This window comes from Patiriisocius sp. (assembly GCF_051252435.1).
GTDB lineage: Bacteria > Bacteroidota > Bacteroidia > Flavobacteriales > Flavobacteriaceae > Patiriisocius.
Genome location: NZ_JBPOFW010000004.1, coordinates 196288 through 209814 on the forward strand (window position 1 = coordinate 196288; position 13527 = coordinate 209814).

The window sequence follows — 13527 nt, forward strand, 5'->3', positions numbered from 1 at the left end:
AAGACTTTATTTAACATTTCGGCTTCCTGTAAGGTTAAATAAACCTTAATTTTATTTTCTATAGTTTCTGAAATTTTAATTCAGTAAAAAACAAAAAGACCATCTACATTAGGATGGTCTTTGAAATTAAAAGGTTTTATAAAAAACTAAACCTTAAATGCTTTCATTCCTGGGAAATAAGCAACATGACCCAATTGTTCTTCTATACGCAATAACTGATTGTATTTTGCCATACGATCACTTCGAGAAGCGGAACCAGTTTTAATCTGTCCGCAATTTAATGCTACAGCAAGATCAGCAATTGTATTATCCTCAGTCTCCCCGCTCCTGTGCGACATCACCGAAGTATAACCTGCATTGTGTGCCATAGTAACCGCAGCAATAGTTTCGGTCAACGTACCTATTTGATTTACTTTAATCAATATTGAATTTGCGGTTCCTTCTTTAATACCTCTTGACAAACGTTCAACATTGGTAACAAACAAATCATCACCTACTAATTGAACTTTATCCCCAATTTTTTTTGTTAAATAATTCCAACCTTCCCAGTCGTTTTCGTCCATTCCATCTTCAATGGAAATAATAGGGTATTTGCTAGCGAGTTCGGCAAGATAATCTGCTTGTTCTTTGCTTGTTCTTATCTTTCCTGTATCGCCTTCAAATTTTGAATAATCGTATTTTCCGTTCACGTAGAATTCTGCCGCCGCACAGTCTAGCGCTATCATAATTTCGTCACCAAAATTATATCCAGCATTTTCAACTGCTTTTTTAATCGTGTCCAGTGCATCCTCCGTTCCATCGAGTGTTGGAGCAAAGCCTCCTTCATCACCAACGGCTGTGCTCAAATTTCTGTCGTGCAGTACTTTTTTAAGGTTATGAAAAATTTCAGAACCCATTTTCATAGCTTCGGTAAAGTTTTTTGCTTTTACCGGCATTACCATAAATTCCTGAAAGGCAATAGGCGCATCACTGTGCGAACCTCCATTGATGATATTCATCATAGGCAACGGCAATGTTAATGCACTCACCCCTCCCACGTAACGGTATAAAGGCAACCCCAATTCGTTTGCCGCAGCTTTTGCACATGCCAATGAAACTCCTAAAATAGCATTCGCACCTAATTTCGACTTGTTTTTTGTCCCATCAAGGTCAATCATTATTTGATCAATCTCCGCTTGTTCAAATACTGAAACACCAAGCAATGTGCCCGCAATCTTTCCATTTACATTTTCAATGGCCTTTAAAACGCCCTTTCCCATATAATCTTTTCCTCCATCTCTCAACTCCACAGCCTCATGCTCTCCAGTTGATGCACCAGATGGAACCGCAGCACGACCCATATATCCAAGCTCCGTTATTACATCTACTTCAATAGTAGGATTTCCTCTTGAATCAAAAATTTGTCTCGCTATAATGTCAATAATACTGCTCATGGTATGTGGTTATATTTTATAAATAATTAAATGTATCTCTTTATCTCCAAATATATAGAAACATCAAGCATCGAGTGCACCAATTTTGATTAAGTTCCTTCTACAAATCGTTAAAAATAGGACAATTGATTTTTTTAATTTCTCTTCGGAAATATAGTATCCATTTAACTTGCTACTGCTGCTGTCTTTTTAATATTCTCTAAAAACTGATCAAACAAATAGGACGCATCGTGTGGTCCAGGACTCGCTTCTGGATGATATTGTACTGAGAAAATGGGTTTAGATTTCATTCTAATTCCTGCAGCAGTATGATCATTGAGATGTACGTGTGTAATCTCAACATCGTCATGGGCTTCTGCTTCTTCTCTATTAATTGCAAAACCGTGGTTCTGTGAAGTGATTTCTCCTTTTCCTGTCAATAAATTTTTGACGGGGTGATTAATCCCTCTGTGACCGTGATGCATTTTATATGTAGAAATTCCATTTGCCAAGGCAAGTACTTGATGCCCTAAACAAATGCCAAACAATGCCATTCCAATTTCCACAATTTTCTTTGTAGTTTCAATAGCTTCTTTTAAAGGTTCTGGATCACCTGGACCGTTCGACAAAAAGTATCCGTCCGGATTGAAGCTTTTCAAATCTTCAAATGTTGCATTGTATGGAAATACTTTGATATAACAATCTCTTTCAGCAAGATTTCGTAAAATGTTTTTCTTAATCCCTAGGTCTAATGCTGATATTTTAAATGTCGCATTTTCATTTCCGAAGAAATAAGGTTCCTTTGTAGAAACTTTACTCGCTAATTCTAGACCGTTCATATCTGGAACTTCGGCAAGTTGTTTTTTTAATCCTTCGATGTTATCAACTTCTGTTGAAATCACCGCATTCATGGCACCGTTATCTCTAATGTAGCTTACGAGCGCACGTGTATCTACGTCACTGATGGCGAGTAAATTATTTTGGTCCAAGAAATTTTCCAGCGAATCATCTGCCGAGTCACGAGAATAATGATAGCTAAAATTTCGGCATATAAGCCCAGCAATTTTTATTCCTTCACTTTCAATTTCCTCATTGTTGACACCGTAGTTCCCAATGTGAGCATTTGTGGTCACCATCAATTGCCCAAAATAAGATGGGTCTGTAAAAATTTCTTGATAGCCCGTCATTCCGGTGTTAAAACATACCTCGCCAAAGGAAGAACCTTCTTTTCCTCCCACGGCTTTACCGTGAAAAATGGTTCCATCTGCAAGTAAAATAAGCGCTTTCTTTCTTGTTTGGTATTTCATCCTTAATATGTATTTGATAAATAGGAAGATGGTATGCCCACAATACAACCTTCATTTGTTTTACAATTTAAAAATAGGCATTTCATAGTCTTAAAAAGTGTTTAGCAAAAATAATTGAATTCAATTTGTTACAATAATTCAGTTTTTAGAACTTTTAAACATTCCATAAAAAAAGAGAGCAATTGCTCTCTTTTTAGATTTATCTTTTAATAATCCTTTTTGTTGCCTTTCCAAGTTCTGAATGGATAGTTACAAAATAGATGCCTGATGGTATTTCTGAAATATTAATACTTTTAATAGCATCATCTAATTCAAGAACCTTTTGCCCTAAATTATTAGTGATTACCACAAGTTCAACATTACTATTTGTTTTTATAATAAAAGAATCTTCAACAGGATTTGGATACATAGCAAAATCTACTGTATTTAAATCTGTTGTTGCCAATATTCCTGGTTCAAAACGATATACTGTACCATCTGGAATGACACCATCTAAAGATGCTCCATCGCCATCACCTCCAGCTTCAACTATTACAACATCGGGGTTAGAAGTATTCCCAGTTAAAAAATAAGCATTATCCAATAATTCAAACTCATCAATATCAAGCGATGTAAACAGTCCAACATTAGGCCCTGTTTCTCCTTCAAAAGATTCATTTGGATTATTGATAGCACTAGACCCGTATCTATATTCAATAATATTCGTTCCTTCGTACAGCCACATTTGCATATTCATGAAATCGTTTAATGTGCTATCTTCAAAAAAACCAAGATTATTCCACTCAATTTTTAATACTCTGCTTCCAATAATGCCTTCCAATTTATAGGATAAGGGAGAGGTTGAACCATTAGCATCAAACCTGCTCACAATATCTTGGCCAATAGGAACAAAAACCGGCAATACTCCAGTATCTAGTGGTGAAGATGAAAGAACTCCACCTGCACTCCATTCTACAATATAAATAGTATTAAATGTATGTGTACTTATTGTAAAGTCAAATCCTATGGGAATTGTAAATTCATCATCATCCCAAAGATTGCCATTATTCAAGGAAGTACTTCCTGATAGATTGACATAAGGCTGATTAGAAACGCTAAAGTCATACGTTGATTGAGAAAAAGTATTCAATGTTACCATTAGCAATAACATTAAATTGAGATTTTTATTCATGTTTTTTACTTTGTTTTAATTGTTAAAATTTCCGCGCAAATAACAGAACATTTCTAATATTTTTCAGCTAAATAATTCATAAAAAAAGGGATAAACATTGAATGCTTATCCCTTTATATTTTATAAACGATTGCTCATTTATTCTTCTTCTTTTGTTGCTTTAGTTGCTACTGCTGGAGCTGTTGTTTTTGAACCTCCACGACGGCTACGGCGTGTTGTTTTCGTTTTGGTTGCTTTTCCTGCATTATAGATAGTGTTGTAATCTACAAGTTCTATCATTGCCATATCTGCGTTATCTCCAAGACGATTTCCAAGTTTAATGATACGTGTGTATCCTCCTGGACGATCTCCAACTTTTACCGCTACTTCTCTAAAAAGTTCGGTCACAGCATCTTTTTGTCTCATTTTTGCCATTACCAAACGACGATTGTGCGTTGTGTCTTCTTTAGACTTAGTAATTAATGGCTCAACAAAACCTTTAAGTGCTTTTGCTTTTGCAACAGTTGTATTAATTCTTTTGTGTTCAATTAGGGAACATGCCATATTCGCCAACATTGACTTTCTGTGCGCTGTTTTTCTTCCTAAGTGATTTACTTTTTTTCCGTGTCTCATGACATTTTTGTTGTCATCATCTTGCTACCATATTCAGAAATTTCCGAAGAGCAAATTATGATGGGTTAAATTTAATTATTAGTAAAGTTGAAAACTTTGGTGCGCGAAAATAAACAAAAGCTTCTAATCGCGCACTAAATTTATCTAGTCTTTATCTAATTTATATTTTGAAAGATCCATCCCGAAGTTCAGTCCTTTTACATTAACAAGCTCTTCAAGCTCAGTCAATGATTTTTTACCGAAATTTCTGAATTTCATCAAATCATTCTTATTGTAAGATACAAGGTCTCCCAGTGTATCAACTTCTGCAGCTTTCAAACAATTTAGTGCACGAACACTTAAGTCCATATCAACTAATTTAGTTTTAAGCAACTGGCGCATGTGCAATGACTCTTCATCATACGTTTCAGTTTGTGCAATCTCATCAGCCTCTAGAGTGATACGCTCGTCAGAGAATAACATAAAGTGGTGAATCAATGTTTTCGCAGCTTCAGTCAATGCATCTTTTGGGTGGATTGATCCGTCTGTCTGGATTTCAAAAACTAATTTTTCGTAATCTGTTTTCTGCTCAACACGAAAGTTTTCAATACTGTACTTTACGTTTTTGATAGGTGTATAGATAGAGTCAGTAAAAATTGTACCCATTGGGGCATTTGCTTTCTTGTTCTCTTCTGCAGGAACATATCCTCTACCTTTTTCTATTGTGATCTCAAGATTGAGATTCACTTTAGCATCCATATTACAAATTACTAAATCTGGATTCAATACCTGAAAACCAGAAATATATTTTTGGAAATCTCCAGCGGTCAATACATTTCCACCATTGATTGCAATAGTAACAGTTTCGTTATCTATCTCATCAATTTGTCTTTTGAAACGTACTTGCTTAAGGTTTAATATTATTTCGGTTACATCCTCAACTACTCCTGCAATCGTTGAAAATTCATGATCAACACCTTCAATTCTAATTGAAGTAATTGCAAATCCTTCTAGTGAAGAAAGTAACACGCGTCTTAATGCGTTACCAATGGTCAATCCATAACCAGGCTCTAAGGGACGAAATTCAAATTTCCCCTCAAAATCTGTGGAATTGATCATTATAACTTTATCAGGCTTCTGAAAATTGAATACTGCCATATTTTTCTTCGTTTTAATTGTTATTTAGTTGCGCGATTTAAAAGTTTGAAGAACACTAAAAATCCTTTGGCTAAATACCAATATGATTAAATTATTATTTAGAATATAATTCGACGATAAACTGTACGTTTATGTTTTCTGGAATCTGGATCAATTGTGGGATAGAAACATACGTTCCTTCCTTTTTATCAGTATTCCAAGTAATCCACTCATATACATTGCGTGAATTAGACAATGAAGTTTCAATAGCATCAAGAGATTTTGACTTCTCTCTAACGGCTACAACATCACCTGGCTTTAATTGATAAGAAGGGATATTTACCTTTTCACCATTTACAGTAATGTGACGGTGAGAAACAAGTTGTCTCGCAGCTGGACGGCTAGAAGCGATACCCATACGGTATACCACATTGTCTAAACGTGATTCAGCAATTTGAAGCAATACCTCACCCGTAATTCCAGGAGCAGCAGTTGCTTTCTTAAACATGTTTCTAAATTGTTTTTCTAAAATACCGTAGGTATATTTAGCTTTTTGCTTTTCAGCTAACTGAATTGCGTATTCAGATTTCTTTCCACGACGACGGTTATTACCGTGTTGCCCTGGAGGGTAGTTTCTTTTTTCGAAGGATTTATCCTCTCCGTAAATCGCTTCTCCAAATTTACGAGCGATTTTAGTTTTTGGACCAGTATATCTTGCCATTTCTAAGTGTTTTTGAAGTGAAACTAAATTAAGGTCTTACGTTAATCCTCTAGTTCCGTTAATCTTCAGTTGATATTTATTATTTATTTGAATTACGCTTCCGCGGAAATATTAAAAATTTTAAACCGTACACTATGGAACAGTAAAAAATAGAAAAATGACCCATCTGAAAAAACGGGTCAAATATGTTATTGTTAAACGCGACGTCTCTTTGCAGGACGACAACCGTTATGTGGCATTGGAGTTACATCGATAATTTCAGAAACTTCAATTCCTGAATTATGAATGCTACGAATAGCAGACTCTCTACCGTTACCCGGTCCTTTAACATATACTTTACACTTGCGCATTCCAGCTTCGTGTGCTACTTTCGCACAGTCTTCTGCCGCTAATTGCGCAGCATACGGAGTATTTTTCTTTGATCCTCTAAAACCCATTTTACCGGCTGATGACCATGAGATTACATCTCCACTTTTATTAGTTAACGAAACGATAATGTTGTTGAAGGAAGCAGTAATATGCGCTTCACCCACAGACTCCACATTAACTTTACGTTTTTTTGTGCTTTTAGCTTTTGGATTTGCCTTTGCCTTTGCCATATCTCTAGTTATTTAGTTGCTTTCTTCTTGTTAGCAACAGTTTTACGTTTTCCTTTTCTCGTTCTTGAGTTATTCTTAGTGCGTTGCCCTCTTAAAGGAAGACCAGCTCTGTGACGAATACCTCTGTAACATCCAATGTCCATCAAACGCTTGATGTTCAATTGTACTTCACTACGTAATTCACCTTCAATTTTGAAAGATCCAACTGCATCACGAATAGCACCGATTTCATCATCGTTCCATTCGTTTACTTTTTTGTCTTCACTTACTCCAGCTTTTTCCAGTATATTTTTAGCTCGGCTACTGCCAATACCAAAAATGTACGTTAACGCGATTACACCCCTCTTTTGTTTAGGAATATCTACACCTGCGATTCTTGCCATAATTATCCTTGTCTTTGTTTGAACCTAGGGTTCTTTTTATTAATTACATATAATCTACCTTTTCTACGTACAATTACGCAGTCGGCACTTCTTTTCTTAACTGATGCTCTAACTTTCATTTTAGTATCTGTATGTTATGCGAGCCTTTGATAAATCGTAAGGGCTCATTTCTAATTTTACTTTATCTCCTGGTAATAATTTTATATAGTGCATTCTCATTTTTCCTGAGATATGCGCTGTAACTATGTGACCGTTTTCTAACTCAACACGAAACATAGCATTTGATAATGCTTCTACGATGCTTCCGTCTTGTTCTATTGCGGGTTGTTTTGCCATTCTGAAATTTTAATTTTTATTATTAATATGATATTGCAATTGGCAATATTCATACCAACATTTCAAATATAGTTTTATTAGTTACGCTACTGCCTTTCTATTTTTACCACTCTTCATCAAACCATCATAATGACGATTTAATAGGTAAGAGTTTATTTGTTGCATTGTATCTATAGCTACACCCACCATAATCAACAGTGATGTACCTCCAAAGAACAATGCCCATCCTTGTTGTACTCCTAAAAACTTAACAACAATTGCAGGAAATATAGCAATCAATGCCAAGAAGATAGAACCCGGTAATGTTATTTGAGACATAATTCTGTCTAAATATTCAGCAGTTTCACCTCCTGGTTTAATACCCGGAATAAATCCACCACTACGTTTCAGGTCATCTGCCATTTTGTTCGTTGGCACCGTAATTGCAGTATAAAAATATGTAAATACTATAATCAATAGTGCAAATGTTACATTATACCATAATCCAAATATGTCACTATAAATAGCAAGCATAGATTGACCAAAGCTAGTATCCTTTATAAATCCAATACCTGCCAATGCACTTGGCACAAACATTATTGCTTGAGCAAAGATAATAGGCATTACCCCAGAAGCATTTAACTTCAATGGAATAAATTGACGTGCACCAAATATATTCTTTTCATATTCGCCTGTTGCCGTTCTACGAGCATACTGTACCGGAATCTTTCGAACCGCCATTACGAGTAATACTGAAAGTAGTATGATAACAAACCATATTACAAGCTCTATAAGAACTAACATTATAGAAGATGAAACAAGTTCTTGTGCAAATGACAATGGTAAAGTTGCTATAATACCAACCATAATAAGGATAGAAATACCATTACCAATACCTTTATCAGTAATTTTCTCTCCTAACCACATTGCGAAAACACAACCAGTTACAAGAATAATAGTAGATGAAACAAAGAACATTGGCGTCTTACCTAGAATGAATGCTGCCGAAGGAACCCCTAAAGCTTCAAGTCCAAATAAGTAACTAGGCGCCTGTATCAAACATATACCAATAGTTAGCCATCTTGTTATTTGATTTATTTTCTTTCTACCACTTTCTCCTTCTTTCTGTAATTTTTGAAGGTAAGGAACTGCAATCTGCATCAATTGAACCACAATGGAAGCAGAAATATAAGGCATAATACCTAATGCAAAAACAGAAGCATTTGCAAATGCACCTCCCGTAAAAGCATTTAATAAACCACCAATTCCTCCAGCGTCAAAATTTCCTGAGAATTCAGCGAGTTTAGAGGCGTCAATACCTGGCAATACTACTTGAGCACCAAAACGGTACACTAGCAATAGTCCCAACGTAACCATAATACGATTACGCAATTCCTCTATTTTCCAAACGTTTTTTAAGGTTTCAATAAATTTCATCCTTACAAAGAGATTACAATGTTACTACTTCACCACCAGCAGCTTCAATTGCTTTCTGAGCAGTACCCGTAAATTTGTGTGCTGTTACTTTTAATTTCGACTTCAACTCTCCTCTTCCTAAAATCTTCACCATTTCGTTTTTTCTAGCAAGACCTAACCCTACTAAAGTATCAAAATCAACAGTATCTTTAATTTTTTTATCGTCTACTAACTCTTGAAGAGTATCAAGATTAACACCTTGATATTCCTTACGGTTAATATTTGTAAAACCAAACTTTGGCACACGACGTTGCAAAGGCATCTGCCCTCCTTCAAATCCTATTTTCTTAGAATATCCAGAACGAGACTTTGCCCCTTTGTGACCACGTGTAGCAGTACCACCTTTACCAGAACCTTGTCCACGACCTACGCGCTTTCCTTGTCTTTTAACTGAACCTTCTGCAGGTTTTAAGTTACTTAAATCCATTTTTTAGATATCTTATTTAGTTTCAACAGAAACTAAGTGTTGTACTTTATTTACCATACCAAGAATATTTGGCGTGTCATCGTGCTCTACAGTCTGTCCTATTTTATTAAGACCCAATGCCTGAAGCGTTCTCTTTTGGTTTTGAGTACGATTAATCGCACTCTTTACCTTTGTTACTTTTATCTTTGCCATCTTAGTGTGTCGTTTATCCTTTAAACAATTTTTCCATAGAAATACCACGCTGTTTTGCAACAGTCTGAGCACTTCTCATTTGTAATAAAGCATCAAAAGTTGCTTTAACTACGTTGTGTGGGTTTGAGGAACCTTGTGACTTTGAAAGTACATCATGTATGCCAACTGCTTCAAGTACTGCACGTACAGCCCCACCAGCAATTACCCCTGTACCAGGAGCAGCAGGCAAAAGATTAACTCTTGCTCCACCATATTTCCCTTTTTGTTCGTGTGGTAATGTTGATTTATTCAAAGGGATACGAACTAAGTTTTTCTTTGCATCTTCAATTGCCTTTGCAATTGCACTTGCAACATCCTTAGATTTTCCTAATCCCTGTCCTACAACTCCGTTTTCATCACCTACAACAACAATAGCAGAAAAACCAAATGCTCTACCACCTTTTGTTACCTTAGTTACACGTTGTACACCTACCAAACGATCTTTTAAATCAAGTCCACCTGGCTTTACTAATTCTACGTTTTTATAATCTTGATACATACTTCTTAGAATTTTAGGCCACCTTCGCGCGCACCTTCTGCTAATGATTTAACTCTACCGTGATACAAATAACCACCTCTGTCAAAAGACACAGCTTCAACACCTGCCTTTGTTGCTCTTTCAGCGATTGCTTTACCCACTAATTTTGCTGCTTCAACTTTATTCACTTTTGAAGCATCTATATCTTTGTCTCTTGAGGACGCTGCAGTAATAGTCTTACCACTTACATCGTCAATCAATTGAGCATAAATTTCTTTGTTACTTCTAAAAACAGCTAAACGCGGGCGTTGCTCTGTTCCTGAAACCGTTTTACGTATTCTGTAACGCAAACGTTGTCTTCTATCGTTTTTTGATAATGCCATAACGTTATATCTTATGCAGATTTACCTGCTTTTCTTCTTAATTGTTCACCCACAAACTTAACTCCTTTTCCTTTGTATGGTTCTGGTCTACGGAAACCTCTGATTTTCGCAGCCACTTGACCAACAAGTTGTTTATCAAAAGAAGTTAGTTTTACGATAGGATTCTTTCCTTTTTCTGAAACCGTTTCCACCTTAACCTCTGGAGCGATATCCAAAACGATATTGTGTGAAAAACCTAATGCAAGATCTAATTTTTGACCTTGATTACTGGCTCTATAACCTACACCAACTAATTCTAGCTGTTTTGTCCATCCTTTAGAAACACCTTCAATCATATTGAAGATTAAAGATCTGTACAAACCGTGCTTAGCTCTGTGGTCTTTATGATCTGTTGAACGTTCAACGATTGCGTTGCCATCCTCTACCTTTATTGTAACATCAGAGTACTCTTGAGTTAGCTCTCCTAATTTCCCTTTCACCGTTATCACGTTGTCTTTTACATCAACTGTAACGTCTGCTGGAATTGCTACCGGGTTTTTACCTATTCTTGACATTTCTTCTTGTCTTTTATATTAATATACGTAACATAATACTTCACCACCTACATTTTGGCTTTGTGCTTGCTTTCCTGTCATAACTCCTGCTGAAGTAGATACAATAGCAATACCCAAACCATTTAAAATACGTGGCATCTCCTGAGAGCTCGCATACTTACGTAAACCTGGTTTACTTATTCTTTGAATTTTTTTGATAACTGGGTCTTTAGTAAGCTTATCATACTTAAGAGCGATTTTAATAACACCCTGGTGTCCTTTATCGTCCTCAAATTTGTAACTCAAAATATAACCCTGGTCAAAAAGGATTTTTGTAATCTCTTTTTTTAGATTAGAAGCTGGAACTTCGACCACGCGATGTCCTGCTTTTACTGCATTTCTAACTCTCGTTAGGTAATCTGCGATTACGTCTGTATTCATTTTTTTGAAGTTGCGGTAATGGTTTTCTTTTTTGAACCTTTTACCCTATTAATTTTTATTTGCGACACATCAACCAAGATATGCCATGGCGTTGATACGCCATTTTTTATAATTTAATTACCAAGATGCCTTACGCACTCCTGGAATCAAACCTTGATTTGCCATTTCACGAAACATTACACGTGAAATACCAAATGTTCTCATATATCCTTTAGGCCTTCCTGTTAATTTACAACGGTTATGAAGTCTTACTGGAGAAGCGTTCTTAGGTAGCTTTTGAAGACCTTCCCAATCACCAGCTTCTTTTAAAGCTTTACGCTTTGCAGCATACTTCTTTACTGTTGCCTGTCTCTTAACCTCACGGGCTTTCATTGATTCTTTAGCCATCTCTTAGTTCTTTTTAAAAGGTAAACCTAATTCAGTTAATAATGATTTTGCTTCTTTATCTGTTTCCGCAGAAGTTACAAAGGTAATATTAAGACCTTCAATTTTCTTTACTTTATCGATATCGATTTCAGGAAAAATAATTTGTTCTGTAACACCCAATGAATAATTACCTCTACCGTCAAAACCAGTAGCTTTTATACCGTTGAAATCACGTACACGTGGTAGAGCAGATGTAACAAGTCTATCTAAAAACTCATACATACGTTCACCTCTAAGTGTAACACGCGCTCCAATTGGCATACCCTTACGAAGCTTGAACGTAGCGATATCTTTCTTAGAAATCGTCGCAACCGCTCTTTGCCCAGTAATATTAGTTAACTCGTCAACTGAATAGTCAATTAATTTTTTATCGGCTACGGCAGCACCTACACCACGAGACACAACGATGCGCTCTAGTTTAGGAACCTGCATTACATTTTTGTAACCAAATTCGTCTGTAAGCGCAGAAATAACTCTACTCTTATATTCTTCTTTAAGTCTTGGTAAATATGCCATAACTATATTGCTTGATTCGATTGTTTAGAAAATCGTACTTTTTTACCGTCATCCATTCTATAACCCACTCGTGTAGCTTTTCCAGTTTTTGAATCAACTAACGATAAGTTTGAAATATGGATAAGAGCTTCTTTTTCAGTAATTCCACCTTGAGGATTAGCCGCACTTGGCTTCTCATGCTTCTTTACCATATTCACTCCCTCTACGATTGCTTTGTTTTTATCCTGAACAACGCGTAGAACTTTACCTTCAGAACCTTTATGGTCCCCAGCGGTAACTACTACCGTATCTCCAGTTTTAATTTTAAGCTTTCCCATTTTATTATTTCGTATTAAAGCACCTCTGGTGCCAATGATACTATTTTCATGAATTGTTTATCACGAAGTTCTCTTGCTACAGGTCCAAATACACGTGTACCTCTCATTTCACCTTGTGGGTTCAATAATACACAAGCATTGTCATCAAAGCGGATATAAGAACCATCTGCTCTTCTAACCTCTTTTACTGTACGTACAACAACTGCCGTTGAAACAGTTCCTTTCTTTACTTGTCCATTAGGTGTAGCATCTTTAACAGAAACTACAATCTTATCACCAATAGAAGCATATCTTCTTTTAGTTCCACCTAATACACGAATAGTAAGTACTTCTTTAGCACCTGTGTTGTCTGCGACTTTAAGTCTTGATTCTTGTTGTAACATATCTTACTTCGCTCTTTCAATGATTTCTACTAATCTCCAACATTTAGTTTTACTCATAGGTCGTGTTTCCATGATCTTAACAGTATCGCCTTCGTTGCAGTTATTTGTCTCGTCGTGTGCAACATACTTTTTCGTTTTCAAAACGAACTTTCCGTACATCGGGTGTTTTACTTTCTTTACTTCAGCAACAACAATAGACTTATCCATTTTATTACTTGTAACTACACCTACACGTTCTTTTCTTAAATTTCTTTTTAATTCTTCCATCTTTCAGCTTGGT

At 36.0% G+C, this 13527-nt stretch carries 22 protein-coding genes; all 22 read right to left on the bottom strand.

What is annotated here, in order from left to right; genetic code table 11:
• Window positions 1-146: 146 nt before the first annotated feature.
• The 22 genes from eno to rpsQ all read right to left on the bottom strand — a co-directional run bounded on the left by eno (window position 147) and on the right by rpsQ (window position 13514).
• The gene (gene eno / locus ACSHW7_RS10485) at window positions 147-1433 is read right to left on the bottom strand and encodes a phosphopyruvate hydratase (RefSeq protein WP_435679305.1); all 1287 of its coding nucleotides are present in this window, start codon (window positions 1431-1433) and stop codon (window positions 147-149) included.
• Window positions 1434-1597: 164 nt separating this feature from the next.
• Entirely contained in the window at window positions 1598-2719 is a 1122-nt protein-coding gene (gene carA / locus ACSHW7_RS10490) for a glutamine-hydrolyzing carbamoyl-phosphate synthase small subunit (protein ID WP_435679306.1), read from the bottom strand.
• Between the two features lie 199 nt (window positions 2720-2918).
• On the bottom strand, window positions 2919-3890 hold the full coding sequence (locus tag ACSHW7_RS10495; protein ID WP_435679307.1) for a T9SS type A sorting domain-containing protein: 972 nt from the start codon (window positions 3888-3890) through the stop codon (window positions 2919-2921).
• A 138-nt stretch (window positions 3891-4028) separates the two neighbouring features.
• Window positions 4029-4502, bottom strand: coding sequence for a 50S ribosomal protein L17 (gene rplQ, locus ACSHW7_RS10500; RefSeq protein WP_435679308.1), 474 nt, complete (start codon window positions 4500-4502; stop codon window positions 4029-4031).
• Between the two features lie 144 nt (window positions 4503-4646).
• Complete coding sequence (locus ACSHW7_RS10505) at window positions 4647-5639, bottom strand: DNA-directed RNA polymerase subunit alpha (RefSeq protein WP_435679309.1); 993 nt, start codon at window positions 5637-5639, stop codon at window positions 4647-4649.
• A 94-nt stretch (window positions 5640-5733) separates the two neighbouring features.
• Window positions 5734-6339 carry a 30S ribosomal protein S4 gene (gene rpsD, locus ACSHW7_RS10510; RefSeq protein ID WP_435679310.1) on the bottom strand — a complete coding sequence of 202 codons (606 nt, stop codon included), beginning with the start codon at window positions 6337-6339 and terminating at the stop codon, window positions 5734-5736.
• 194 nt (window positions 6340-6533) lie between these two features.
• On the bottom strand, window positions 6534-6938 hold the full coding sequence (rpsK, locus tag ACSHW7_RS10515) for a 30S ribosomal protein S11 (protein ID WP_435679311.1): 405 nt from the start codon (window positions 6936-6938) through the stop codon (window positions 6534-6536).
• 8 nt (window positions 6939-6946) lie between these two features.
• Complete coding sequence (rpsM, locus tag ACSHW7_RS10520; RefSeq protein ID WP_151893556.1) at window positions 6947-7321, bottom strand: 30S ribosomal protein S13; 375 nt, start codon at window positions 7319-7321, stop codon at window positions 6947-6949.
• A gap of 2 nt (window positions 7322-7323) precedes the next feature.
• Window positions 7324-7440, bottom strand: a complete 117-nt coding sequence (ykgO, locus tag ACSHW7_RS10525; RefSeq protein ID WP_114676954.1) for a type B 50S ribosomal protein L36 — start codon at window positions 7438-7440, stop codon at window positions 7324-7326.
• Window position 7441: 1 nt separating this feature from the next.
• Window positions 7442-7657, bottom strand: a complete 216-nt coding sequence (gene infA, locus ACSHW7_RS10530) for a translation initiation factor IF-1 (protein WP_151893555.1) — start codon at window positions 7655-7657, stop codon at window positions 7442-7444.
• Window positions 7658-7738: 81 nt separating this feature from the next.
• The gene (gene secY, locus ACSHW7_RS10535) at window positions 7739-9073 is read right to left on the bottom strand and encodes a preprotein translocase subunit SecY (protein ID WP_435679312.1); all 1335 of its coding nucleotides are present in this window, start codon (window positions 9071-9073) and stop codon (window positions 7739-7741) included.
• Window positions 9074-9086: 13 nt separating this feature from the next.
• Complete coding sequence (gene rplO / locus ACSHW7_RS10540; protein WP_435679313.1) at window positions 9087-9539, bottom strand: 50S ribosomal protein L15; 453 nt, start codon at window positions 9537-9539, stop codon at window positions 9087-9089.
• Between the two features lie 12 nt (window positions 9540-9551).
• Complete coding sequence (gene rpmD, locus ACSHW7_RS10545; protein ID WP_435679314.1) at window positions 9552-9731, bottom strand: 50S ribosomal protein L30; 180 nt, start codon at window positions 9729-9731, stop codon at window positions 9552-9554.
• 13 nt (window positions 9732-9744) lie between these two features.
• Window positions 9745-10269, bottom strand: a complete 525-nt coding sequence (gene rpsE, locus ACSHW7_RS10550) for a 30S ribosomal protein S5 (protein ID WP_151893551.1) — start codon at window positions 10267-10269, stop codon at window positions 9745-9747.
• Window positions 10270-10274: 5 nt separating this feature from the next.
• A complete protein-coding gene (gene rplR / locus ACSHW7_RS10555) occupies window positions 10275-10631 on the bottom strand; it encodes a 50S ribosomal protein L18 (RefSeq protein WP_151893550.1) in 357 nt (118 codons plus the stop codon).
• Between the two features lie 11 nt (window positions 10632-10642).
• A complete protein-coding gene (gene rplF, locus ACSHW7_RS10560; protein ID WP_435679315.1) occupies window positions 10643-11185 on the bottom strand; it encodes a 50S ribosomal protein L6 in 543 nt (180 codons plus the stop codon).
• 18 nt (window positions 11186-11203) lie between these two features.
• On the bottom strand, window positions 11204-11605 hold the full coding sequence (gene rpsH / locus ACSHW7_RS10565) for a 30S ribosomal protein S8 (RefSeq protein WP_435679316.1): 402 nt from the start codon (window positions 11603-11605) through the stop codon (window positions 11204-11206).
• A 117-nt stretch (window positions 11606-11722) separates the two neighbouring features.
• Entirely contained in the window at window positions 11723-11992 is a 270-nt protein-coding gene (gene rpsN / locus ACSHW7_RS10570; RefSeq protein WP_435679317.1) for a 30S ribosomal protein S14, read from the bottom strand.
• A gap of 3 nt (window positions 11993-11995) precedes the next feature.
• Window positions 11996-12547, bottom strand: coding sequence for a 50S ribosomal protein L5 (rplE, locus tag ACSHW7_RS10575; RefSeq protein ID WP_435679318.1), 552 nt, complete (start codon window positions 12545-12547; stop codon window positions 11996-11998).
• 2 nt (window positions 12548-12549) lie between these two features.
• On the bottom strand, window positions 12550-12864 hold the full coding sequence (gene rplX / locus ACSHW7_RS10580; RefSeq protein WP_435679319.1) for a 50S ribosomal protein L24: 315 nt from the start codon (window positions 12862-12864) through the stop codon (window positions 12550-12552).
• Between the two features lie 14 nt (window positions 12865-12878).
• On the bottom strand, window positions 12879-13247 hold the full coding sequence (gene rplN, locus ACSHW7_RS10585; RefSeq protein WP_151893544.1) for a 50S ribosomal protein L14: 369 nt from the start codon (window positions 13245-13247) through the stop codon (window positions 12879-12881).
• A 3-nt stretch (window positions 13248-13250) separates the two neighbouring features.
• Window positions 13251-13514: a 30S ribosomal protein S17 gene (gene rpsQ, locus ACSHW7_RS10590; RefSeq protein WP_151675189.1), complete on the bottom strand. Its 264-nt coding sequence runs from the start codon at window positions 13512-13514 to the stop codon at window positions 13251-13253.
• Window positions 13515-13527 lie beyond the last annotated feature (13 nt).

Bases quoted from the DNA above. Each gene is read 5' to 3' on its own strand.
- rpmD (WP_435679314.1), bottom strand. From the start codon at position 9,731: ATGGCAAAGATAAAAGTAACAAAGGTAAAGAGTGCGATTAATCGTACT.
- carA (WP_435679306.1), bottom strand. From the start codon at position 2,719: ATGAAATACCAAACAAGAAAGAAAGCGCTTATTTTACTTGCAGATGGA.
- rplF (WP_435679315.1), bottom strand. From the start codon at position 11,185: ATGTCAAGAATAGGTAAAAACCCGGTAGCAATTCCAGCAGACGTTACA.
- rpsQ (WP_151675189.1), bottom strand. From the start codon at position 13,514: ATGGAAGAATTAAAAAGAAATTTAAGAAAAGAACGTGTAGGTGTAGTT.
- rpsE (WP_151893551.1), bottom strand. From the start codon at position 10,269: ATGTATCAAGATTATAAAAACGTAGAATTAGTAAAGCCAGGTGGACTT.
- ACSHW7_RS10495 (WP_435679307.1), bottom strand. From the start codon at position 3,890: ATGAATAAAAATCTCAATTTAATGTTATTGCTAATGGTAACATTGAAT.
- ykgO (WP_114676954.1), bottom strand. From the start codon at position 7,440: ATGAAAGTTAGAGCATCAGTTAAGAAAAGAAGTGCCGACTGCGTAATT.
- rplQ (WP_435679308.1), bottom strand. From the start codon at position 4,502: ATGAGACACGGAAAAAAAGTAAATCACTTAGGAAGAAAAACAGCGCAC.
- infA (WP_151893555.1), bottom strand. From the start codon at position 7,657: ATGGCAAAACAACCCGCAATAGAACAAGACGGAAGCATCGTAGAAGCA.
- rpsN (WP_435679317.1), bottom strand. From the start codon at position 11,992: ATGGCTAAAGAATCAATGAAAGCCCGTGAGGTTAAGAGACAGGCAACA.
- ACSHW7_RS10505 (WP_435679309.1), bottom strand. From the start codon at position 5,639: ATGGCAGTATTCAATTTTCAGAAGCCTGATAAAGTTATAATGATCAAT.
- rplR (WP_151893550.1), bottom strand. From the start codon at position 10,631: ATGGCATTATCAAAAAACGATAGAAGACAACGTTTGCGTTACAGAATA.
- rplX (WP_435679319.1), bottom strand. From the start codon at position 12,864: ATGGGAAAGCTTAAAATTAAAACTGGAGATACGGTAGTAGTTACCGCT.
- secY (WP_435679312.1), bottom strand. From the start codon at position 9,073: ATGAAATTTATTGAAACCTTAAAAAACGTTTGGAAAATAGAGGAATTG.
- rpsK (WP_435679311.1), bottom strand. From the start codon at position 6,938: ATGGCAAAGGCAAAGGCAAATCCAAAAGCTAAAAGCACAAAAAAACGT.
- rplN (WP_151893544.1), bottom strand. From the start codon at position 13,247: ATGTTACAACAAGAATCAAGACTTAAAGTCGCAGACAACACAGGTGCT.
- rpsD (WP_435679310.1), bottom strand. From the start codon at position 6,339: ATGGCAAGATATACTGGTCCAAAAACTAAAATCGCTCGTAAATTTGGA.
- rpsH (WP_435679316.1), bottom strand. From the start codon at position 11,605: ATGAATACAGACGTAATCGCAGATTACCTAACGAGAGTTAGAAATGCA.
- rpsM (WP_151893556.1), bottom strand. From the start codon at position 7,321: ATGGCAAGAATCGCAGGTGTAGATATTCCTAAACAAAAGAGGGGTGTA.
- eno (WP_435679305.1), bottom strand. From the start codon at position 1,433: ATGAGCAGTATTATTGACATTATAGCGAGACAAATTTTTGATTCAAGA.
- rplE (WP_435679318.1), bottom strand. From the start codon at position 12,547: ATGGCATATTTACCAAGACTTAAAGAAGAATATAAGAGTAGAGTTATT.
- rplO (WP_435679313.1), bottom strand. From the start codon at position 9,539: ATGGATTTAAGTAACTTAAAACCTGCAGAAGGTTCAGTTAAAAGACAA.